This window comes from Streptomyces sp. NPDC005863, assembly GCF_042871345.1.
Taxonomy (GTDB): domain Bacteria; phylum Actinomycetota; class Actinomycetes; order Streptomycetales; family Streptomycetaceae; genus Streptomyces.
Map to the genome: position 1 here is coordinate 100448 of NZ_JBIAII010000010.1, position 21413 is coordinate 121860.

The following is a 21413-nucleotide window of genomic DNA, read 5'->3' on the forward strand; positions in this document are numbered from 1 at the left end:
TGCCAAAATCGCCATCGACCGACCTCATGACCCGAACGTAAGCGTGACGACGCAGCTCAGGAGCTCGCAATTGGCACTGGACCTCAACCTGCTGCGCGTGCTCGACGCCCTGCTCCAGGAGAACAGTGTGACCCGCGCCGCCGAGCGGCTCGGAACGTCACCCGCCGCCGTCAGCCGCATGCTGGGCCGCCTGCGCCGCGCCGTCGGCGACCCGCTGCTCGTCCGCGCCGGGCAGCGCATGGTCCCCACCCCGCGCGCCCTGGAGCTGCGGGGTGAGGTCGGCGAACTACTGCGCGGTTGCGACGACTTGCTGCGCCCCGGGGCGGGGTTCGCCGCGGGCCGGCTCCAACGGACCTTCACCGTGCAGGCCACCGACCTCCTCCTGGCGGGACTCGCGGGAACGCTGACCGACCGGATCCACGCCGAGGCCCCACACGTGGACGTGGTCTTCCTGCCGGAGTCGGTGGAGGGCGGCCCCGCGCTGCGCCAGGGCTGGCTGGACGTCGAACTGGGCTCGCTGACGCATCTGGATCCGGAGATCCGGACCCAGCGGCTCGTGACGACGAGGGTGGTGGCCGTCGCCCGCAGCGGTCACCCGCTCTTCGACGGCCCGATCGACGCGCGCCGCTTCGCCGCCGCCGACCACATCGGCATCTCGCGGCTCGGCAAACGCCAGGGCCCCATCGACGGCGCCCTCGCGGAGCTCGGCCTGCGCCGCAGGACCGCGGTCGTCGTGCCGAGCCACACCAGTGCGATGGTCCTCGCCAGGAACACCGACCTCGTCACACTGACCCTGGAGGACTGGCTCACGGACACCATCTCGGCCCTCGGCCTGCGCACGTTCCCGATCCCGCTGGACCTCGACCCGGTCGAGCTCGGCATGGCGTGGCATCCGCGCAACTCCTCGGATCCGGGACACCGGTGGTTCCGCGACCACGTGGCGGCCGCGGTGCTGGGGGCGGGGTCCGCCGCCTAGGACTTGTCGGGGTACGCGTGGAGCGAGATGTGTAGCTGGTGAGGGCTTGGTGGCACCAGCTGAAGTCGTACAGCAGGAACTCGGCGATGGTGCCGTACGCCGTGTTCAAGGGGGACATGAACCCTCAGCAACGGCCTAGCGGATGGTGAACTCGGAGGAAGTACCTTCGGATGCCCACGGTTCTTCGCCGGTCGGTCCGCTGTCCGCGCCGACGTGCAGGTCGCCGTTGCTGTCGAGGTGTGCGGTGGAGGTCGCGGCGATTCTCAGCCGGAACGTCCGGGTGGCACCGACCGGCTGCGCCACCCGGGTCAGCACGGTCATCTTGGCAACATTGACGCCAGGCTTGCGCGGAGGAATATAGGTACGCACCGGGCGCCACTGACCGTCGATGAACCACTGCAGCTTGAACGACGACTTGGGGCAGTCGCTGCCGTTCGGCCCATAGCAGGACTGGAAGGTCCGCACGGTCATGGCGCGGTAATCCGTCGTCGACGTATTGGTCAGGGTGATGGTGGTCTCGTTCCACTCCCTGCCGCGCCGCAGCGTTTCGGTCATTGGCGAGGCCCTCATGTGGACCAGGTCCAGCGAGGGAGAGACGCTGTGCTCGGACAAGGTCTTCCCTGTGGCGTCGAGCAGGGACACCGAGACGGGGAGGTCCTGGTTTGCCTGTGTGGTCTTGAACCTCGGAGTGACCCGTAGCTTGAACCGGTTCGAGCCTTTGCGCAGCGCCAGCTGGTAAGTACCGGTCACCAACGAGTTGACCCAGTCTGGATGGCCGGTCAGCGCCACCGGCGTCCAGCCGGTGGCGGAGATGTCGTGGCGGGCCACGGTGAGCTTGCGTTCGTCACCTCGGTGGACGGTGAACTGGACCTTCACGGTGACCTGCCGCCCGGCGGCCATCCGGTTGGTCACCGTGCCGCGCAAGTACCCGGGCGCGGCGACCGACATAGACCCCGCTGTCTCCAACTCGACCTGCACCGCCGGGGCGCTGGAGGTCGCCGTGGGTTCGGGGGCTGGATCCGGGGACCCACACCCCGCCACCCCAACGCTCAGCATCAGCAGGGTCGCCGCCCCGATGCGCAGTCTCATCCGCCATCCCTTCCCCCGTACAGCTGAACGGCGATGGAGGCGCGATCCTTTATCGCTCTCAGACGCCGCGCGCATGATCCTACGGGCGTTCATGAGCCGCCGAAGGATATGTGCAGCCGGTTCTCATAAGGCAGCGCACGTGGTGCTGCGCATGCTGGGTGCAGCTGGCCGGTGCGCCGGCATGCAAGAACTGCAGTCCAACTAGCCAGAGCAGTTCGGCGGCATCTGTCGGGGGGACAACCTTCCTCGCCAGCCGGGTGCGCGCGAATGAGTCCGGCTGTTCGGCCGCCATACGGGCGGGGTCGCTTGCGCTGCTCGGGTCTATGTCAGCATTTCAGGCCGATGATGCCCCAGCCGCGCCCTGCAGCCTCGGTGACCACCGCCCCCCACTCGGTGACGAGCGCAGCAAACGACAAGAAGTCGCTGGTCTGCCCCGTGGGCTCGGCGACGTGCTGCTCGAAGGGTTCACGTAGGGACGGCAGGCCGGGCTCAACCTGAGTCCAGAAGTGGCGAAGGGCGGCCACGTCTTCGGGGAGGAGCCATCGCATGGCCTCTGGGCACCAGTGGTTCTCCCGTCCAGATACGGCGGGGGTGAACGGAGGCTGCGCGAACTCCCAGTTGTACTCGCCCCAGAACAGTGGAGCGCTGAACTCATCGAAGGCCGTGCGGAGCTCGGGCCGGGTGAATCCTCGCATTTTGTCCCAGCGTTCACCGGCCCAGAAATGCGGCTTGTACGAGGTGAGGGTGTTACGGAACTCGTAACGTGCGTACCAGGGGCCGTTCGCGGCATCAGGCCAGGTCCATCCCTCCGAATGGTTCGCCCCTCTCGCGTCGTCACTGCCGAACGCAGCGGTTTCCACCAGGTCGGCCCGCAGCTCGGCCGACACCGCTTCTATGTACGCGCAGTCGACGATCAGGAGTTCCATGCAGAGGCCCATTCAGTGAGCGTAAAGCAGCTCGCGGACTGCGGTTGCAGGCATGCACGTCAGCACCACGCACCTCGCGGCACATGGCATAGCTTCTGGCACCTAGGGGAGGCCGAGCTGACGAACGCTGCCCACCTACCCCGCAGCCGCCACCCTCTTGGCCCACCGATAGTCCGCCTTGCCGCTCGGTGAGCGCTGGATGTGGTCCGTGAAGACCACGGCGCGCGGGATCTTGTAGCCCGCGAGCCGCTCACGGCAGTGCGACTGTATCGCCGACAGGTCCAACGCCGAGGCTCTGGTACGGAGTTGGACGATCGCCGCCACCCGGCTGCCCCACCGCTCGTCGGGCACCCCGGCCACCAGCGCGTCGTACACGTCCGGATGGGACTTGAGGGCTTGCTCGACCTCCTCCGGGTACACCTTCTCGCCGCCCGTGTTGATGCACTGCGAACCGCGCCCGAGCACGGTGACGATGCCGGTCTCGTCGACCGTCGCCATGTCACCGAGCAGCACCCAGCGCTCCTCGCCCTTCTGGAAGAAGGTCTCCGCGGTCTTCGCCGGGTCGTTGTAGTAGCCGAGCGGTACGTGGCCGCGCTGGGCAAGCCGACCCGGCTCGCCCACCGGGACGGGCTCGTACGTTGCCGGATCCACCACCTGCGTACGCTCGTTGACCTCCAGGCGGAAGCCCTTCTCCGGGCCCGAGTCGTCCGTCGCCCGGCCGTTGGAACCCGACTCGGACGAGCCGAAGTTGTTCAGGAGCAGCACGTTCGGCACCAGCTCCTGGAACTGGGCGCGGACCGTCTCGGACATGATCGCCCCGGACGAGGAGACGCTGAACAGGGATGACAGATCCGTGCCCTTGAGCGGGCCGCGCAGCGCGTCGATGAGTGGCCGCAGCATCGCGTCGCCGACCAGTGAGACGCTGGACACCTTCTCCTTCTCGATCGTGCGCAGCATCTCCTCGGGGACGTACTTGCGGTGCAGGGCCACCCGCTGCCCGTAGTTGAAGGCGATGAACGACGTCAGCGTCGACGTGCCGTGCATCAGTGGGGGAGCGGGGAAGAAGGTGAGGCCGGGGCCGCCCGCCGCGACCCGTTCGGCCAGCTCCTCGGGGCGCTTCACCGGCTCACCGGTGGGCTCGCCGCCGAAGAGCCCCGCGAAGAACAGGTCCTCCTGACGCCACATCACCCCCTTCGGCATACCCGTCGTGCCGCCGGTGTAGATGATGAACAGGTCGTTGCCGGAGCGCCGGCCGAAGCCCCGCTCGGGCGAGCCCGCCGCCTCCGCGTCGGCGAAGGCCACCACGTCGAGCGGGGGAGCGTCCGCGGGAGGCGCCCCCACCCGTATCAGGTGCCGCAGCTTCTCCGTGCGCGGCAGCGCCGCCGCCACGCGCCCGGTGAACTCGGCGTCGAACACGAGCGCCGCGAGGTCCGCGTCGCGGTAGAGGTAGACCAACTCCTCCTCGACGTAACGGTAGTTGACATTGACGGGCACAAGGCGTGCCTTCAGGCAGCCGAGGACGGTTTGCAGGTACTCGACGCCGTTGTACAGGTGCAGGCCCAGGTGTTCGCCGGGCCTGAGGCCGCTGTCGATGAGGTGGTGGGCGATGCGGTTGGCGGCCGTGTCGAGCGCGGCATACGTCAGCCGGTGCTCGGCGCCGGTGCCGGGATGGTCGATGTAGACGAGCGCCTCACGGTCGGGGACCACGTCGACGACCGACTCGAACAGGTCGGCAAGGTTGTACTCCACCGCACTCCTCCTGACCCCGGTGCCCCACGGCGACGTCCGGCCCGGCGGTTCGTCGGGCCGGTTGGCCTCGGCGGCCTTCGTCGGGTCGTCCGGCTTGGCGGTCATCAGACCAGAGCGGCCCCCAAGTGGGAAGGGGCCCCACGGAGGAAAACTGACTAGGTGTCAGAAAACTATTGAACTGGCTCCCCGGCTACTGCAACCTGTTCCAGGTCCGGAGGCGACAGGCCGCCCGCGCGGTGGCCGTCGATGGAGGGAGCACGGCACATGGGTGGGACGGAACACCTCTCCGTGCGGCGCGAGGGCGCCACACTGGTACTCACACTGAACAGGCCCGAGGCGAAGAACGCGCTGTCCCTCGCGATGCTCGTGGGCCTCTACGACGGGTGGCTCGCGGCAGACGAGGACGACGAGGTCCGCTCCATCGTGCTCACCGGCGCGGGCGGCGCGTTCTGTGCCGGCATGGACCTCAAGGCCCTCGCGGGCAAGGGCATGGAGGGCGAGCAGTACCGGGACCGCCTCGCGGCCGACCCCGATCTGCACTGGAAGGCGATGCTGCGCCACCACCGCCCCCGCAAGCCCGTCATCGCCGCCGTCGAGGGCCACTGCGTGGCCGGCGGGACGGAGATCCTGCAGGGCACGGACATCCGGGTCGCCGGTGAGTCGGCCACCTTCGGGCTCTTCGAGGTCCGGCGAGGGCTCTTCCCCATCGGCGGGTCGACCGTGCGGCTGCCCCGGCAGATCCCGCGTACACACGCCCTGGAGATGCTGCTCACCGGACGGCCCTACTCGGCGGCGGAGGCGGCCGCCGTCGGTCTCGTCGGACACGTCGTGCCGGACGGCACGGCCCTGGAGAAGGCGCTGGTCATCGCCGAGCAGATCAACGCGTGCGGGCCGCTGGCCGTGGAGGCGGTCAAGGCGTCCGTGTACGAGGCCGCGGAGCTGACGGAGACGGAGGGCCTCGCGGCCGAACTGAAGCGGGGGTGGCCCGTGTTCGACACGGCCGACGCCAAGGAGGGCTCCCGGGCCTTCGCGGAGAAACGCGCCCCCGTGTTCCGGCGCCAGTAGTCCTCCCCTCGACCGCGGGGCCGCCGTATCCGGCCGTGCGGTTTCCCACGCCCCGTGCAGGGGCGCCCCGTCGTCGCTCGAAACGGAGTCCCGGTCATGGCATCCGCCTCCCCCGAAGTCCTGCGTGCCCCTCTGGTCGTCGAGTTCCCCTTCACCCGTTCCCTCGGGCCCGTGCAGAGCGCCTTCCTCACCGGGCTGCGCGAGCGCACCCTGCTCGGGGTCAGGACCGGCGACGGACGCACCCTCGTGCCGCCCGTCGAGTACGACCCGGTGACCGCCGAAGAGATACGCGACCTGGTGGAGGTCGCCCCCACCGGCACCGTCACCACCTGGGCCTGGAACCACGAACCCCGCCGCGGCCAGCCCCTCGACACCCCCTTCGCCTGGGTCCTGGTGCGGTTCGACGGCGCCGACACCGCGCTGCTCCACGCACTGGACGCCCCGGGCCCCGACGCCGTCCGCACCGGGATGCGCGTCCGCGTCCGCTGGGCCGCCGAACGCGTCGGCGCCATCACCGACATCGCCTGCTTCGAACCGTACGAGGAAGATGGCGCCCACGCCGAAATGGTGCCGCACAGCGGGGAGTTCACCGACCCCGTCACCGGGATCGTCGCCGCCGCCCGGCTCGACTACACGTACTCGCCCGGCCGCGCCCAGAGCGCCTACATCCACGCCCTCTCCGAGCAGAAGACCGTCGGCGAGCGCTGCCCCTCCTGCCGCAAGGTGTACGTCCCGCCGCGCGGCGCCTGCCCCACCTGCGGGGTCGGCACGGTGGAGCGGGTCGAGGTCGGACCGCGCGGCACCGTCACCACGTACTGCATCGTCAACATCAAGGCGAAGAACCTCGACATCGAAGTGCCCTACGTCTACGCGCACATCGCGCTCGACGGCGCCGACCTCGCCCTGCACGCACGCATCGCGGGCATCCCCTACGACGAGGTCCGCATGGGCCTGCGCGTCGAACCCGTGTGGACCGAGGGCGGCCGCTACCCCGACCACTACCGGCCCACGGGTGAGCCCGACGCCGACTACGACACGTACAAGGAGCTGGTGTGATGGCGCCCCGCAAGCCGACCGTGATGCGACCCGCCCGCGACGTCGCCGTCGTCGCCTTCGGGCAGAGCGACCACCTGCGGACCACCGACGAGCTCTCCGAGGTCGAGATGCTCATGCCGGTGCTGCACGAGGTCCTCGCCGCCACCGGCCTCAAGACCAGCGACATCGGGTTCACCTGCTCCGGCTCGTCCGACTACCTCGCCGGGCGCGCCTTCTCGTTCACCATGGCGCTCGACGGGGTGGGCGCCTGGCCGCCGATCTCCGAGTCGCACGTCGAGATGGACGGCGCCTGGGCGCTGTACGAGGCATGGGTGAAGCTGCAGACCGGCGAGGCCGACACCGCGCTCGTCTACTCCTACGGCAAGTCCTCGCCCGGCTCCGTGCGCGACGTGCTGACCCGCCAGCTCGACCCGTACTACGTGGCCCCGCTCTGGCCGGACTCCGTGGCGCTCGCCGCCCTCCAGGCGCAGGCCCTGATCGACGCGGGCGAGACGGACGAGCCCGCGCTGGCCGGGGTCGCGCGCCGCAGCCGTGCCGACGCGGAGAGCAACTCCCATGCACAGCTGCGCGGTTCGGTCGCCCAGGGCGAGTACGCCGTCCGCCCCCTGCGCACCGGGGACTGCCCGCCCATCGGTGACGGAGCCGCCGCCGTGATCCTGGCCGCGGGAGACCGGGCCAGGGAGTTGTGCGGGCGCCCGGCCTGGATCCGGGGCATCGACCACCGCATCGAGGCACACACTCTGGGCGTCCGGGACCTCACCGACTCGCCCTCGACGCGGCTGGCCGCCGAACGCGCCGGAGTCTTCGAACGCCCCGTGGACACCGCGGAGTTGCACGCCCCGTTCACCTCCCAGGAAGTCGTCCTGCGCAAGGCCCTGGAGCTCGGCGACGACGTGGCGGTCAACCCCTCCGGCGGCGCCCTCGCCGCCAACCCCGTCATGGCGGCGGGACTCATCCGGCTCGGCGAGGCCGCCGCCCGCATCCACCGGGGCGCCTCGGACCGGGCCGTCGCGCACGCCACCTCCGGGCCCTGCCTCCAGCAGAACCTGGTCGCCGTCCTGGAAGGAGACGCACGATGAGCAGTCCGGTGGGCAAGGAGCCCGTGGCCGTCGTCGGGATCGGCCAGACCAGGCACGTGGCCGCGCGACGGGACGTGTCGATCGCGGGCCTGGTCCGCGAGGCCGCCCAAGCCGCCCTGACGGACGCCGAGTTGACGTGGGCGGACATCGACGCCGTCGTCATCGGCAAGGCCCCGGACTTCTTCGAGGGCGTCATGATGCCGGAGCTGTACCTCGCGGACGCCCTCGGCGCCGTCGGCAAACCCATGCTCCGCGTCCACACGGCGGGCTCCGTCGGCGGCTCCACCACGCTGGTCGCCGCCAACCTGGTCGCGGGCCGCGTCCACGGCACCGTCCTGACCCTCGCCTTCGAAAAACAGTCGGAATCGAACGCGATGTGGGGCCTCTCCCTGCCCATCCCCTTTCAGCAGCCGCTGCTCGCGGGCGCGGGCGGATTCTTCGCCCCGCACGTGCGCGCCTACATGCGGCGCACCGGCGCGCCCGACACGGTCGGCTCGCTCGTCGCGTACAAGGACCGCCGCAACGCCCTGAAGAACCCCTTCGCCCACCTCCACGAGCAGGACATCACCCTGGAGAAGGTGCAGGCGTCACCGATGCTGTGGGACCCGATCCGCTACTCGGAGACCTGCCCGTCCTCCGACGGCGCCTGCGCGATGGTCCTCACCGACCGTGCGGGCGCGGCCCGTTCACCCCGGCCGCCGGCCTGGATGCACGGTGGGGCGATGCGCAGCGAGCCGACCCTCTTCGCGGGCAAGGACTTCGTGTCCCCGCAGGCGGGCAAGGACTGCGCCGCCGACGTCTACCGGCAGGCCGGCATCGCGGACCCGCGCCGGGAGATCGACGCCGTCGAGATGTATGTGCCGTTCTCCTGGTACGAGCCGATGTGGCTGGAGAACCTCGGCTTCGCGGCGGAGGGCGAGGGGTGGAAGCTCACCGAGTCCGGCGTGACGGAACTCGACGGCGACCTCCCGGTGAACATGTCCGGCGGCGTCCTGTCGACCAATCCCATCGGCGCCTCCGGGATGATCCGCTTCGCCGAGGCGGCGCTCCAGGTGCGCGGTCAGGCGGGGGAGCACCAAGTCGAGGGCGCCCGAAGGGCGCTGGGGCACGCCTATGGAGGCGGCTCGCAGTTCTTCGCCATGTGGCTGGTCGGCGCCGAACCACCCACCACCTGACGGCGCCCGGCCCACCGGGGGCGGCCGAGGTCCTGCCGTCGCGGCCTGTCCGGCGCCCGGAGCGAAAGCTAGGCTGGCGCCGGACGACGCATTCGGGAGGAGCACGGACGTGGCCGACAGCACCATTCAGCACCATCCACTCGCGGGCTGGGACAAGCCGGAGCTCGACCTCAGCACGGCGGACTGGCGATCGAGCAGCGAGGGGCGGGGCGATGTGGAGATCGCCTTCGTCGAGGGCTTCGTCGCGATGCGCAACGGTCGGCGCCCCGAGAGCCCTTCCCTCATCTTCACTCCGGCGGAGTGGGGAGCCTTCGTCCACGGCGCCCGCACGGGCGAGTTCGACCTGACGTAGGAGGGCGCGCGCTTCCCGTACGTACGACGCACAGCTACGGAAGACGCACGGCCGCGTGAGACGCACGGCAACGTACGACGCACGGCCCGTCCGGCACCGACGCGGTGCCGGACGGGCCGTGCCGGTGAGGTGGCCGTCCGCACGCCGTCGCCGCCGTGCCCGCCGTCGGCGCTTCGTGGCTGGTCGCGCGGTGCCCGGTGGTCCGCGGGGCGCCCCGCCCCCGCGTCGGGAAAGGCCGAAGGCCACGTACCATGGGCGCATGTCCTTCCTCCGCCGCCGCAGCTCCGCCACTCCCGCGGGCCCGGACTTCGACGTCCTGGCCATGGACCCCGGTGACTGGCCCGGCAATCTCGGCGCGGGCCTGCTGCCCGCCCCCGACGGCAGCTGCCAGGGCGTCTTCCTGCGGTACGACCTGTTCGGCGGCCGCGGCCCCGCGATGATCATCGGCAACCTCCCCGAGGGCTCGCCCGCGCGCGAGACCGCCGAGGGCGAGGTCCCCTTCGAGGTGGCCCAGCTGCTCCTGGCGCTGGAGAACGACGAAGAGGTCACCGTCGTCTCGTCCGAGGACCTGCCGGTGATGCAGGGGGACAACCTCCTCATCGTGCGTCGCCTCAAGCTCTCCGAGAGCCGGATCTCCTGCGTGCAGTTCGACCGCAGTGACAACGTCCTGGTGACCATCGCCGCCTGGGACCGCCCGATCACCGACGACCTGTACGCGCTGTTGAAGCCGCTGCCGGCCGAGCTCTTCCAGCAGGGCTGAGCCGCACCGCACGCGCGTCGGGGACCGCCCCGGCGCAACCGCACCTCCGCCCACGCGCTGCCCCGATCCCTGCACGGATCGGGGCAGTTTTGTGTCGTGCCCTTGCCAGCCAGTCATCGGACTTTTAACGTGACCGGTCATGACTCAGGGGATCCAGAGGATCACGCGCAGGACCACCATGAAGTCCGCGCTCGGCGGTGCTGCGGCGCTGGCCGCGGGCGGTGGCACGCTCGCGGGCGCCGGTCCCGCCTCGGCTGCTGCCGAAACGGGGAGGCGCGACACCTCCGATGAATTGACGCTCTGGTACGGGAAGCCCGCCGAGGACTGGGAGCGTGAGGCCCTGCCCATCGGCAACGGTGCACTCGGCGCCATGGTCTTCGGCACCCTGACCTCCGAACGTCTCCAGTTCAACGAGAAGACCCTGTGGACCGGCGGCCCCGGTGCCCGGGACGGCTACGACTTCGGCAACTGGCGCGCGCCCCGGCCCGGCGCCCTCGACGCCGTCCGCGATGAGCTCGACGCGCGAGGCAGGCTGACCCCCGACGAGGTGGCCGCGCGGCTCGGTCAGCCGCGCCGCGGCTACGGCGCCCACCAGACCTTCGGCGACCTCCACATCGACGTGCCCGGCGCCCCGGCGGCGCCCGACGCCTCGTACCGCCGCGCCCTCGACCTGGAACGGGGCCTCGCGACCGTCACGTACCGCCAGGAACAGACAGGCCACCACAGGGAGTTCTTCGCCTCGTACCCCGACGGGGTGATCGTCGGCCGCCTCTCCGCCGACCGGCCCGCCCAACTCACCTGCACGTTCCGCTACTCCTCGCCGCGCGCTGACTTCACCGCGACCGCGCACGGCGACCGGATCACCGTGCGGGGCGAACTCGCCGACAACGCCCTGAAGTTCGAGGCCCAACTGCGCGTGGTGCATCGGGGCGGGACGCGCGTCGCGCACGACGACGGACGCGTCACGGTCACCGGCGCCGACCAGGTGTGGTTCGTCCTCGCGGCGGGCACGGACTACGCCGACACCTACCCTGACTACCGGGGCGCGGACCCGCACGCCGCCGTCACCCGCACCGTCGACAAGGCCGTAGCGACGGGCCACGCCGCGTTGCGCGCCCGCCATCTGCGCGACCACCGCGCCCTGTTCGGTCGCGTCGCCCTGGACATCGGGCAGGCGCTGCCCGACGACGTCCCCACGGACCGGCTGCTCAAGGAGTACGGGGCGGGGGCCGCCGAGGCGGGTCCGGAGGCGGGTGCCGCCGCCGACCGGGCGCTGGAGGCGCTCTTCTTCCAGTACGGCCGCTACCTCCTGATCGCCTCGTCGCGCGCCGGCTCGCTGCCCGCCAACCTCCAGGGCGTCTGGAACAACAGCACCACCCCGCCCTGGTCGGCCGACTACCACACCAACATCAACCTCCAGATGAACTACTGGCTCGCCGAGGCCGCCAACCTCCCCGAGACGACCGTGCCCTACGACCGATTCGTCGAGGCGCTGCGCGCGCCGGGCCGGCGTACGGCCAAGGAGATGTTCGGCAGCCGCGGCTGGGTCGTGCACAACGAGACCAACCCCTACGGCTTCACCGGGGTGCACGACTGGTCGACGGCCTTCTGGTTCCCCGAGGCCGCCGCCTGGCTCACCGCCCAGCTCTACGAGCACTACCGCTTCGGCGGCTCCACGGACTACCTGCGCGCCACCGCGTACCCGGCGATGAAGGAGGCCGCCGAGTTCTGGCTCGACAACCTGCGCGTCGACCCGCGCGACGGCACCCTGATCGTCACGCCCAGCTACTCGCCCGAGCACGGCGACTTCACCGCGGGCGGCGCGATGGCCCAGCAGATCGTGCACGACCTGCTCACCAACACCCTCGAAGCGGCCCGCGTGCTCGGCGACTCACCGGCCTTCCGCGCCGAACTGGAGAAGACCCTGGACGGCCTCGATCCGGGCCTGCGCATCGGCTCCTGGGGCCAGCTCCAGGAGTGGAAGACGGATCTGGACGGCCGTACGGACGACCACCGGCACGTCTCGCACCTCTACGCCCTGCACCCCGGACGGCAGATCGAGCCCGGCAGCGCATGGGCGGACGCGGCGAAGGTCTCCCTCATGGCGCGCGGCGACGGCGGCACCGGCTGGTCCAAGGCCTGGAAGATCAACTTCTGGGCGCGGCTGCACGACGGCGACCACGCGCACAATATGCTCGGCGAACAGCTCAAGTCCTCGACGCTGCCCAACCTCTGGGACACCCACCCGCCCTTCCAGATCGACGGGAACTTCGGCGCGACGTCGGGCATCGTCGAAATGCTGGTGCAGAGCCAGCACGACGTGATCGAGATCCTGCCCGCGCTGCCGACGGCCTGGCCGAAGGGTTCGGTCCGCGGCCTGCGGGTACGCGGCGGCGCGACCGTCGACATCGACTGGGCGTCGGGCCGCGCCACCCGCGTCGTCCTGAAGGCATCACGCACGCGCGAACTGGTCCTGCGCAGCACGCTGTTCGACGCGGGCAAGAGCGAAGGCAAGGGCAAGGGCGGGAGTGAGGGCTACGGCGAGAAGGTCGTGAAGGTGCAGGCGGGCCGACGGTATGTCTTCGACTGACCTTCTCTTTCGGTGTCGCGTACGAAACGGGAGCGTGCATGCGAAGAAATGTGCAGAACGGTTGTTACCAAGCCGGACGGGTCCGTTCGGGTGATGCGCCGGGTGGTGTCACCGGCCGCGCGCCGGAGCGCACAAGCGCTTGCCATTGATGGTTCAACGGGTGGGTGTAGCGCTCAGTGAATGTCAGGGTCACGACTTTTGTAAGGTGCTGAGACGTTCAGGCAATGGTTACGGAAATGTCCGTGATTCGTAACTGATCCCGGTCGGCCTGCCGGAGGCGTCACCGAAGCTTCACAGTTTGGTTCCTCGGCCCACACCGGACCGGGAACTCGTACCGCGCACCCACCAGCTTCGGTATCGGCTGGTGGAGCACTGCTCTTGAGGGGACAGCACCATGTCTGCTTCTTCGACCGCCCGCCGCCTCGCCGCCACGGCCGTGACCGTCGGCGCCGTCATCTCGACCGTGGCCCTGCCGGCCGCCGCCGCCGATCACGGCCACCACCGGCAGCCGCAGGTCGCGATCAGCGCCGTCCAGGCCGACAGCCCCGGCCGTGACGACAACTCCAACCGGTCGCGGAACGCCGAATGGGTCAAGATCACCAACACCACCCGGCACTCGGTGAACCTGAAGGGCTGGACGCTGCGCAACCGCGACGGCCAGACCTACCGCTTCCGCAACGTCTGGCTCGCCGGCCGGTCCTCGGTCAAGGTCCACACCGGAGTCGGCCACGACACCCGCGCCGACCTCTACCAGGACCGTCGCCACTACGTGTGGGACAACCACGCCGACAAGGCGCTCCTGCGCAACGACCACAACCGCACCGTGGACGCGAAGTCCTGGGGTCGCGGCGGCCACCACCACAACCACCACTGACCCCTCATGGGGTGAGTGATCCGGTCCGCGCCGGGCAGCCTGTGCTGCCCGGCGCGGCCGTGCGGTGGTCTCGACGGCGCGGCGGACCGGCGCCACCATCGGAGCAGCGCGGAGCGGAGACCCGATGACCTTGAACCCGCGGACCACCCGGCGCAACCGGCGAACCAGGCGCCACCGCGCCTGGCTGCCGGTTCTGCTCCTCTGCACCGCACTCGCCGCGGGAGGGTGTGCGGGCGGTGGCCCGGCTCGGACCGCGCCCAAGGACGGCAACAGCGCGCCGCCACAGGACCGTGACCGCGCCGGCCCGTCTGACGGCGGCCGGACGCCGGGCGGGGGCTGGCAGGCGGAGGCACGGGACGCCGTCGGCGTGGTCGACAGGTTCTGGCAGGCCCACTGGAACGACCACTTCACCGGCGCCTACGCCTCGCCGACCGTACGCGGCGCCTACACCCCCCGCTCCGCCGACGCCCCCGCCTGCGCGGGCGAACCAGCCGTCGCCTTCAACGCCTTCTACTGCCCGGCCGAGGACTTCATCGCCTGGGACGCCGAGTTGCTGAGCACCGGGTACGAACAGGGCGACGCCTGGGTCTACTTGGTGATCGCCCATGAGTGGGGCCATGCCGTGCAGCGCCGCGTGCAGGGTTTGTCGGCCGTCGTGGCGGAGCTCCAGGCCGACTGTCTGGCGGGGGCGACGCTCTTCGGCTCCGAGGACCTGAAGTTCGAGCCGGGCGACGAGGAGGAGCTGGCCCAGGCGCTCACGGCCCTGGCCGACGACACCCCCTGGACCGACTCGCAGGACCACGGCGACGCCGACCAGCGCATCAACGCGTTCAGCAGCGGCGGCAACCGGGGAGTGGGCGCCTGCCTGAGCGCGTGAGGTCCGGCCGCCGAGGGTCCCTCGTATGCCACGCGCGGGATGCGGCCGAGCGGGCGCGCCGCTGCACTGGAGACTCCACGTATCGATTGGAGTTGAGGTTCATGCGTACTCGTCGACTTCTCGCCGCGGGCATGACCGCCGTGACCGTCGTGATCATCGGCGCCGGCACCGCGATCGCCGACGACCCCGCCGCGACCACCCAGGGCGGCAAGGGCGGCGGGGGCCTGCTGGGTGGCCTCCTCGAAGGCCTCCTCGGCGGACTCCTGGGCGGGCTTCTCTGAACCACCCCGGTACCGCTCCGTTCGACCTCTTCGCGAAGGACGCGTGCCCCGGTGGCACGCGCTCTTCCCGTCAGGGACCGGTCCTGAGCCCGATCATCCCCAGGCCGTCGACCGCGGCCGGAGAGAGCGTCGACTCGTCCAGGCCCGCCAGCGGCGTCCAGGCCACGGCGGACGTGGAGTCGTCGGTCTTGGCCACCCGGACGGTCCCCGGGGCGAGCTCGACGACGTAGAAGAGCCCCACCAGGTGCTGGCTCACGCCGAACCTGCACGCCGAGTACGTCCGGGCATCCACCAGCCGCGCGCCGCGGAGTTCCAGACCGGTCTCCTCGTACAGCTCTCGAGCTAGCGCCTCCTCGGGCTGCTCGCCCGGGTCGATGCCGCCGCCGGGCAGATGCCACAGTCCGGGCTCGAACACCGAGGAAGCGTCGGAGAGTTGCGTCAGCAGCAGTTCGTCCCGCTCGGCGGCAACGGCGTACGCCGAGACACGTGAACGCACCTGATCCCCCACCTGGGCACCTCCGAAGTTCTCCACCCCGCCCTGCCCGGCGTCTCGGGATCACACCAGATCGTACGAGGGGCCCGGTCGCGCGTCGGGTCCGGGCCTGCCTCCGCGCAGACCCGGACCCGACGCTCACCTGACGGGGTAGACAACCGACGGCGCTACGAGGCCTGCCGCACCACCTCCACGTCGGCGGCCCGCACATACCCGACCCGGTGGCCGTACTGGATCACGTAGTACACGTCCTTGCCGCGCACCACCTTGTGCGGCGCGGTGTCGAACGTCGGGGCGTAGAAGTACTCGCCCGGCACCTTGTCGCCGATCACGTACTTCTGGCCCGCGAGGATCTTGTACGGCAGCGGGGAGACCGCCTGCACGGGCACGCCCGCCGGGTACGCCTCCTTCTCCGGGTACGCGCGTCCGTACACGGGGACCTCGGCCGCACCGTCCTTCGGCGTCACCACGGAGCCGCGTGCGTCGACCGCGGTGGGCTGCTTCTTCGGGTTCTTGAACCAGGCCTTCTGGCCGAGGTACCAGACGGCCGTCCAGTCGCCCTGGCGGTCCGCCACCGCGTACTGCTGGCCGGTGGAGAGCCGTGCGCCCGTGTCATTCACGTCGATCGTGGAGTCCTGGCCGCCGGGGCGCCTGCCGATGTCCTTGATCAGCGGCGCGTCGTCGCGCGGTTCGGTGTGCACGCGCACCGCGGCCGAACCGTGCGGCGCGCACGTCTCGCCGGGCTTGACGCAACCCGTGTACTCCGGACGGTTCTTGGTGTAGTCGGGGGCGATGGTGACGAGGCCGCCGCCCTTGCCCTTCGCGGCCTTGAACGGCTTGCCCAGCAGCGTGAAGTAGTGCTGCCAGTCCCAGTACGGGCCCGGGTCGGTGTGCATCCCCGGGATCGACGACGTCACGGTGCCCTGGACGTTGTCGTGGCCGAGGATGTGCTGGCGGTCCAGCGGGATGTCGTACTTCTTGGCGAGGTACTTCACCAGGCGCGAGGACGTGCGGTACATCGCCTCCGTGTACCAGGTGTCGGGCGCGGTGAGGAAGCCCTCGTGCTCCAGGCCGATCGACTTGGAGTTCACGTACCAGTTGCCCGCGTGCCAGGCGACGTCCTTCGCCTTCACGTGCTGGGCGATGTGGCCGTCGGTGGAGCGCAGGGTGTAGTGCCACGACACGTAGGTCGGGTCCTGCACCAGGTTCAGGACGCCCTCCCACCTGCCCTCGGTGTCGTGGATGACGATCGAGTCGATGCTCTGGCTCTTCGGCCGGTCCGCCAGGTCGTGGTTGCCGTAGTCCGGGTTGCCCTGGGGATCCTTGAACTCCTCGTACGGCGCCGGGATCCACTCGCACGACACAGTCTTCGGGCACTCGGTCTGCCCGGCCGGCGCCTTGCGCAGCCCCACCCGTTTCACCTGCGCCGCATCGGGGCTGAGCCCCCGCACCGGTGCGAGCGCCACCCGCTGACCGGAGTCCGTGGTGCGCCGCTCGCCGTCCCGCATCACCGCGAACACGTCGTTGGCGTACGTGGCCGCTGTGGCCTCGTCGTCCGCCCCGGAGAAGCGGGCGATCGCGCCGTACCAGTCGGCGGGGTCACCGCTCAGCGGCTTGCCGAGCCCCCGCTGGGCCGCCGCGAGCAGCGCCGCGCCGCCCTCGACGTTCGCGGCGGGATCGGTGCGGAGCCGCTGCGCGGACTTGCCGGTGAGTTTCGCCGCGCGCGGCAACGTCTTGAGCCGCGCGGGGAGTTCGGACTCCGCGGGCACCTCGGTGGTGGGCGGCGCGGCGGGGCGCGAGGTGTCGCCGCGCGGGTCCTCCGTGCCCTCGCTGTGGTGCGGGGCCGAGGCCAGGGCGGTGCGGGCGTCGGTGAGATGCATGGGGCCGTAGCCGCCGGTGACGCTGGCCGCGCCGCCGTGCCCGTCCCAGCGCGACTGCAGATACGAGACGCCGAGCAGCACGCTCTGCGGCACGTGGTACTCGGTGGCGGCGGCCGCGAAGGCCTCCTGCAGCCCGTCCGCCGAGGTCGGTCGGGACGCGCCCGAGGACGGAGCCGCGCCGAGCAGCGGCACCAGCAGGCCGGCGGCCGCGAGGGCGCCTGCCGTCCTGACGGTACGTCTGCGCGCGGACGGGGTGGGGGCGGTGCCGGATGCTCGCAATGCAGCCTCCTGGGACTCCTGGGCCGGTGAAGCGTGACGGGGCGTGCGGGGCCGGGCGTGGGTCAGTGGTACCGGCTCTCCGACGATCCGTCAATCATGCCCAGGGCAAGGGATTTCCCATGTCAGCGCGGGGTTCGGCGGGTTGGGGGCGGGTTTTCGCCAGAGGCGGCCCCACCGCCTGCGTCGCGTCAGTGGCGTGGACCAATGGAGGGTCGGGGGATCCGCGAGATCCACCTGTTCGGTGGAGTGGTGCGGCCGGCCCTACGGGCTGTCGCCGGACCAGTCGAAACGGCCCGGATCGCGCGGGCGCGGCCCGTACGTGGCCCGGCCACCGGCTCCGAAGCGCCCCAGCTCCGTCGGGAGGGCGACACCCGTTTCTATCTCCTCCGGCGTCCACCCGGTGATGTCGAGCAGCAGCCCGTCCAGCGGCCCGCCGACAAGTTCGGCGTAGCGCTGTCCCGGCCGCGGGCCCGGGTGCTCGTGGTCCTGGCCGTACACACGGCCGCGCAGCAGCTGCTCATCGTCGCTGTCCATACGGTCCAGCGTCTCAGCCACCACTGACAACGGGGCTGTCGCGTGCCGCTTACCCGCCGATTCCATCTTTGAGGTGTGGTTAGCGGTGCACTTCGCATTCGCTTGCATAAAGTTCAGAATGTCGTTGCACGATAAACAGGTTAATGAGTATGGAGGCACCCCGGCCGAATTCTGTCAGTGGCCATAAGTAAGATGGCCGAATGACAAATCGGGGGCGCACACTCAGAGTTGTAGCGGTACTCACGTTGTCGGCGCTCGCGCTGACGGGATTCACCACAGGGCGAGGCCACGGGGGAAGCAGCCGTCACGGAAGTGGTGGCGGAGGCGGAGGCGGGTGCAGCAGTTCGAGCCAGGACCACGACAGTTCCTCGTCGAGCAGCTCCGGTTCCTCGGGATCGGTGTCATCGGGCTCGGATTACGACGATGACGACGACGATTCGTACGGCAGCAGCACCAGTGGCAGCAGCACCAGCGGCGGCAGTGGAAGCAGCGGCGGCCGATCGAGCGGTGGAGCGTACAACCGCCGGCCGAACCACGACTCCACCGCCTCCAGCTCGCCCGGAGGCCACGCGCTGCGCGACGCGAAGGTCGAGCTGGTGAAGTGTGCGAGTCCGGCGGCTCCCTACGCGACCGTCAGGGTCACGAACAGCAACAACAGGACGAGCCGCTTCTATGTCTCCGTCACGTTCGTCGACGCGGCCGGCATCACTCTCCGCGGGCAGACCCAGAAGGTGAAGGTTCCCGGCAACGGCAAGGTGACGGCTCGAGTGAAGCTGGGGGGAGAAGGCCTGGTGGAGTCGGTGGACCACTGCGAGGTCGAACCGCAGGCGTTGCCCGCCTCCAGCTGAACCCCTCTCGGTTCCCGACCGGACGCCGCCCCACCCATTCGGCCCCGAAGCGGGGGTCGGTGGGTGGGGCGGCGTCGTTGCGCGCCAAGGGGAAATCGTTTTGCGCGGGCGGGCAGCTTGCCGCCTCGAAGGTCCCTTATCCGGATGAAGCTGACGCTTTGCCCGAACCGTCTTCATAGGGCGGGTTGTCTGTTGCGGCATGACTTCTCAAGGCGCACATCTCACCCATCCCGGCCTCGCCCGGATCACCGTCCACTCCGCCGACGCGACCACCGTGAACGCCGTGGCCCACGCCATCGCCGACCACCTGAACGCCACCAGCCCCACCGATCCTGAGCCGCTGCCGGACGAGGGTGGGGTGGTGGTGCACCAGTACGTCTACGCGACTCCGCCCGACGACACGCCCCAGGTGGCGGGGGAGTAGCGGAAGGCAAGAGGACAAGAGGAACGGAAGAAGGGCGGCGGCTCACGGGGGTGGGACCCGGGTCAGGACCAGACCGTGAACGTCACGGTGACGGACGACTTCCTGCCCGCCGCATCCGTGACCGTCAAGGTCGAGTTGCGGAGACCCCAGGTCGTCGGGGTGCCCGACAGCACGCCCGTCGTGGGGTGAACGGCCAGCCCGGCCGGGAGGTTCGTGGCGGTGAAGGTGTGCGGGGCCGTGCCGCCGGTCACCTTCAGCGGCAGGCTCAACGGGCGCCCCACGTGAGCGTTCTGGCTGCCCGGCGAGGTGAGCTGCGGCGCCCCCGTACCCGGCTCCGTCACCTTCCACGCGAAGGACGTGGACCCCTTCTTGCCGGCCGAGTCCGTCGCGGTCAGCGTCACCTGGTACGTCCCTGCGGTCGTCGGCGTGCCCGTGACCGTGCCGGTGGACGCGGCCACGGACAGCCCCGGCGGCAGTCCGGTGGCGGTCCACGTGTAGGGAGCCGTACCGCCCTCCGCGCTGTTCCGCAGCTCCACCGGACTGCCGGTGGAGCCGGTCTGCGCGGACACGGCCGCCACCGTCACCTCGCCGGGCTGCGGGTCCGAAGTGGCAAGCCGAGCCCCGAACTTGGTGAGCGCCTCGTTCACCGGCTGGAAGATGGTGAACTTCTCGCCGCCTCCGCTGCCGCAGGTCGCGCTGCCGCCGCCCGAGTGCAGGCCCACGGCTTTCCCTCCGGCCGCGGTGACGTAACTGCCGCCCGAGTCACCGCCCGCCGAACACGCGCTGGTGTAGGAGAGTCCGTCGATCACCACGTTCCCGTAGTCGACGCTCTGATCGACCTTGGTCACCTCGCCGCACTGGTACCCGGTCGTCTGGCCGGAGTGGCATATGGCCGTCCCCACCACCGCGTCGGCCGAGCCCGTCACGGGGACGTCCCCCTTGCCCCAGCCCGCGACCTTGGGCGCCAGGGACCACCCCGGCTGGTCGACGTCCACGATGCCCATGTCGCCCTCGCGGGCGTTGACCGACCCCGAACCGTTCCTGTTCGAGGTGCCCACGCGCGTGCCGTCCTTGCCGTACGCGGGCTGGTCGGCGTCGTTGGTGCAGTGTCCGGCCGTGAGGAACGCCTTGCCGCCGCCGCTCGTCCGCGTCACCGGAAAGCCGATGGAACAGGGGGACTCGCTGCCGGGTATCCACTTCTCGCCGCCCACCACGTCGCCGCCCTGCTGGCGTGGAACGTCGCGTGACTCGACCACGCGTACGAGAGCGCCGAGGGAGGCGATTCTGGTCCGTAGATCTTTCGTGGCCTTGGTCGACGCGCCGGGGTCGAGGACCACCTCGACCCGCCCGGAGCGTGCGTCCGGGCCCCATGAGCGAACCCCGGGGACCCCTCGGCTCCAGGCGCCGACCGTCCGCGCCGTTGCCTCCAACTCGGCGCGGGTGGCGCGTGTTTGGTGTGGTACGGCTCCGGCGGCGCGTACGGCTGCGGCGGCTCGGTCCGTGGTGACGGAGACGTGCAGGCGGCCGTCGTTCGAGTCGAACCAGAGCGCGGTGGCGCGGTCGCCGACCGTGGCGCGGACGGCGACCGCCGCACGCTGGGCGCGGCTCTCGTCGGCCAGGCGTTCCCGTACGCCTGCGGAGTCCAGCCCCAGATCGCGCGCCAAGGCGGCGCGGAGTCCTGCGGGCAGGGGTGAGGGTGGAGTGCTGTCGGCGTGGGCGACCGGCCCGGGCAGGGCGCCGAGCCCGGCGAGAGCCGCGACGGCCACGAGGCCGGCCAGTAGGGGCCGAGGGCGGCGGGATGGGACGCGCATGCGGGATGGGGTGCGCATGGGGGGCCTTTCGGGTTGGGAGCGTGTCGGTTGCGGGGCGTCAGCGGCGGCTCGGCTTCGTATGTCGGTGACTGGGCGCTGGTGAGGTGATGTGGGCGATGGCGTGCCGTCGCTGAATGGGCCACAGCGTCCTGGGGTCGGGAGCTGGGCGGTATCCGGGAAGGCCCCCGTTGTATGTGGGGGATGCCGGGGGCTGGGGCGTGAGACGTATGCGCCGGGCCCTTACACGGGGCAGGGGGAGGTCAGGGAGATCCCTCGCTCCTTACGTGGGTCACGC

General features: G+C 70.7%; 20 protein-coding genes. 13 read left to right on the forward strand and 7 right to left on the reverse strand.

Annotated features, from left to right (window positions below; all coding sequences use genetic code 11):
- Positions 1-76 precede the first annotated feature (76 nt).
- Positions 77-976 (forward strand): LysR family transcriptional regulator, encoded by a 900-nt coding sequence (locus ACFYO9_RS29575; protein WP_358778135.1) that lies wholly within the window; start codon positions 77-79, stop codon positions 974-976.
- Between the two features lie 135 nt (positions 977-1111).
- On the opposite strand, the gene ACFYO9_RS29580 is transcribed toward ACFYO9_RS29575, so the two are convergent.
- From ACFYO9_RS29580 to ACFYO9_RS29590, 3 genes are all read right to left on the reverse strand, one after another.
- A complete protein-coding gene (locus ACFYO9_RS29580) occupies positions 1112-2065 on the reverse strand; it encodes a hypothetical protein (RefSeq protein WP_358778054.1) in 954 nt (317 codons plus the stop codon).
- A 326-nt stretch (positions 2066-2391) separates the two neighbouring features.
- Positions 2392-2991: a hypothetical protein gene (locus ACFYO9_RS29585; RefSeq protein ID WP_358778053.1), complete on the reverse strand. Its 600-nt coding sequence runs from the start codon at positions 2989-2991 to the stop codon at positions 2392-2394.
- Between the two features lie 135 nt (positions 2992-3126).
- Positions 3127-4740 carry an acyl-CoA synthetase gene (locus ACFYO9_RS29590; protein ID WP_358778134.1) on the reverse strand — a complete coding sequence of 538 codons (1614 nt, stop codon included), beginning with the start codon at positions 4738-4740 and terminating at the stop codon, positions 3127-3129.
- A gap of 264 nt (positions 4741-5004) precedes the next feature.
- Here ACFYO9_RS29590 and ACFYO9_RS29595 point away from each other — a divergent pair, with 264 nt between their 5' ends.
- From ACFYO9_RS29595 to ACFYO9_RS29640, 10 genes are all read left to right on the forward strand, one after another.
- Positions 5005-5805: a crotonase/enoyl-CoA hydratase family protein gene (locus ACFYO9_RS29595; protein WP_358778052.1), complete on the forward strand. Its 801-nt coding sequence runs from the start codon at positions 5005-5007 to the stop codon at positions 5803-5805.
- 96 nt (positions 5806-5901) lie between these two features.
- The gene (locus ACFYO9_RS29600; protein ID WP_358778051.1) at positions 5902-6861 is read left to right on the forward strand and encodes an OB-fold domain-containing protein; all 960 of its coding nucleotides are present in this window, start codon (positions 5902-5904) and stop codon (positions 6859-6861) included.
- A complete protein-coding gene (locus ACFYO9_RS29605; protein ID WP_358778050.1) occupies positions 6861-7940 on the forward strand; it encodes a thiolase domain-containing protein in 1080 nt (359 codons plus the stop codon). The genes ACFYO9_RS29600 and ACFYO9_RS29605 overlap by 1 nt, the downstream gene beginning before the upstream one ends.
- A gap of 8 nt (positions 7941-7948) precedes the next feature.
- Positions 7949-9115 carry a thiolase domain-containing protein gene (locus ACFYO9_RS29610; RefSeq protein WP_358778133.1) on the forward strand — a complete coding sequence of 389 codons (1167 nt, stop codon included), beginning with the start codon at positions 7949-7951 and terminating at the stop codon, positions 9113-9115.
- Between the two features lie 109 nt (positions 9116-9224).
- Entirely contained in the window at positions 9225-9467 is a 243-nt protein-coding gene (locus ACFYO9_RS29615; protein WP_355809102.1) for a DUF397 domain-containing protein, read from the forward strand.
- Positions 9468-9726: 259 nt separating this feature from the next.
- Positions 9727-10227 carry a hypothetical protein gene (locus ACFYO9_RS29620; RefSeq protein ID WP_355809099.1) on the forward strand — a complete coding sequence of 167 codons (501 nt, stop codon included), beginning with the start codon at positions 9727-9729 and terminating at the stop codon, positions 10225-10227.
- A gap of 178 nt (positions 10228-10405) precedes the next feature.
- Entirely contained in the window at positions 10406-12817 is a 2412-nt protein-coding gene (locus ACFYO9_RS29625; RefSeq protein WP_358778132.1) for a glycoside hydrolase family 95 protein, read from the forward strand.
- A 394-nt stretch (positions 12818-13211) separates the two neighbouring features.
- A complete protein-coding gene (locus tag ACFYO9_RS29630) occupies positions 13212-13691 on the forward strand; it encodes a lamin tail domain-containing protein (RefSeq protein WP_358778049.1) in 480 nt (159 codons plus the stop codon).
- Positions 13692-13815: 124 nt separating this feature from the next.
- Entirely contained in the window at positions 13816-14568 is a 753-nt protein-coding gene (locus tag ACFYO9_RS29635) for a hypothetical protein (protein WP_388666698.1), read from the forward strand.
- Between the two features lie 101 nt (positions 14569-14669).
- On the forward strand, positions 14670-14849 hold the full coding sequence (locus ACFYO9_RS29640) for a hypothetical protein (RefSeq protein WP_355815770.1): 180 nt from the start codon (positions 14670-14672) through the stop codon (positions 14847-14849).
- Between the two features lie 70 nt (positions 14850-14919).
- On the opposite strand, the gene ACFYO9_RS29645 is transcribed toward ACFYO9_RS29640, so the two are convergent.
- The 3 genes from ACFYO9_RS29645 to ACFYO9_RS29655 form a co-directional block, all read right to left on the reverse strand.
- On the reverse strand, positions 14920-15345 hold the full coding sequence (locus tag ACFYO9_RS29645) for an NUDIX domain-containing protein (protein WP_358776340.1): 426 nt from the start codon (positions 15343-15345) through the stop codon (positions 14920-14922).
- A gap of 164 nt (positions 15346-15509) precedes the next feature.
- Complete coding sequence (locus tag ACFYO9_RS29650; RefSeq protein ID WP_358776341.1) at positions 15510-17501, reverse strand: peptidoglycan recognition family protein; 1992 nt, start codon at positions 17499-17501, stop codon at positions 15510-15512.
- A gap of 261 nt (positions 17502-17762) precedes the next feature.
- On the reverse strand, positions 17763-18035 hold the full coding sequence (locus ACFYO9_RS29655; protein ID WP_355815761.1) for a hypothetical protein: 273 nt from the start codon (positions 18033-18035) through the stop codon (positions 17763-17765).
- 398 nt (positions 18036-18433) lie between these two features.
- Here ACFYO9_RS29655 and ACFYO9_RS29660 point away from each other — a divergent pair, with 398 nt between their 5' ends.
- The gene (locus ACFYO9_RS29660; protein WP_358776343.1) at positions 18434-18883 is read left to right on the forward strand and encodes a hypothetical protein; all 450 of its coding nucleotides are present in this window, start codon (positions 18434-18436) and stop codon (positions 18881-18883) included.
- Between the two features lie 199 nt (positions 18884-19082).
- Positions 19083-19307, forward strand: a complete 225-nt coding sequence (locus ACFYO9_RS29665; RefSeq protein ID WP_355815755.1) for a DUF6207 family protein — start codon at positions 19083-19085, stop codon at positions 19305-19307.
- A 62-nt stretch (positions 19308-19369) separates the two neighbouring features.
- Here ACFYO9_RS29665 and ACFYO9_RS29670 read toward each other — a convergent pair whose 3' ends face one another.
- On the reverse strand, positions 19370-21118 hold the full coding sequence (locus ACFYO9_RS29670) for a putative Ig domain-containing protein (RefSeq protein ID WP_358776345.1): 1749 nt from the start codon (positions 21116-21118) through the stop codon (positions 19370-19372).
- Between the last annotated feature and the right edge of the window lie 295 nt (positions 21119-21413).

Bases quoted from the DNA above. Each gene is read 5' to 3' on its own strand.
- ACFYO9_RS29580 (WP_358778054.1), bottom strand. From the start codon at position 2,065: ATGAGACTGCGCATCGGGGCGGCGACCCTGCTGATGCTGAGCGTTGGG.
- ACFYO9_RS29585 (WP_358778053.1), bottom strand. From the start codon at position 2,991: ATGGAACTCCTGATCGTCGACTGCGCGTACATAGAAGCGGTGTCGGCC.
- ACFYO9_RS29595 (WP_358778052.1), top strand. From the start codon at position 5,005: ATGGGTGGGACGGAACACCTCTCCGTGCGGCGCGAGGGCGCCACACTG.
- ACFYO9_RS29600 (WP_358778051.1), top strand. From the start codon at position 5,902: ATGGCATCCGCCTCCCCCGAAGTCCTGCGTGCCCCTCTGGTCGTCGAG.
- ACFYO9_RS29605 (WP_358778050.1), top strand. From the start codon at position 6,861: ATGGCGCCCCGCAAGCCGACCGTGATGCGACCCGCCCGCGACGTCGCC.
- ACFYO9_RS29620 (WP_355809099.1), top strand. From the start codon at position 9,727: ATGTCCTTCCTCCGCCGCCGCAGCTCCGCCACTCCCGCGGGCCCGGAC.
- ACFYO9_RS29625 (WP_358778132.1), top strand. From the start codon at position 10,406: ATGAAGTCCGCGCTCGGCGGTGCTGCGGCGCTGGCCGCGGGCGGTGGC.
- ACFYO9_RS29630 (WP_358778049.1), top strand. From the start codon at position 13,212: ATGTCTGCTTCTTCGACCGCCCGCCGCCTCGCCGCCACGGCCGTGACC.
- ACFYO9_RS29635 (WP_388666698.1), top strand. From the start codon at position 13,816: ATGACCTTGAACCCGCGGACCACCCGGCGCAACCGGCGAACCAGGCGC.
- ACFYO9_RS29640 (WP_355815770.1), top strand. From the start codon at position 14,670: ATGCGTACTCGTCGACTTCTCGCCGCGGGCATGACCGCCGTGACCGTC.
- ACFYO9_RS29655 (WP_355815761.1), bottom strand. From the start codon at position 18,035: ATGGACAGCGACGATGAGCAGCTGCTGCGCGGCCGTGTGTACGGCCAG.
- ACFYO9_RS29665 (WP_355815755.1), top strand. From the start codon at position 19,083: ATGACTTCTCAAGGCGCACATCTCACCCATCCCGGCCTCGCCCGGATC.
- ACFYO9_RS29670 (WP_358776345.1), bottom strand. From the start codon at position 21,118: ATGCGCGTCCCATCCCGCCGCCCTCGGCCCCTACTGGCCGGCCTCGTG.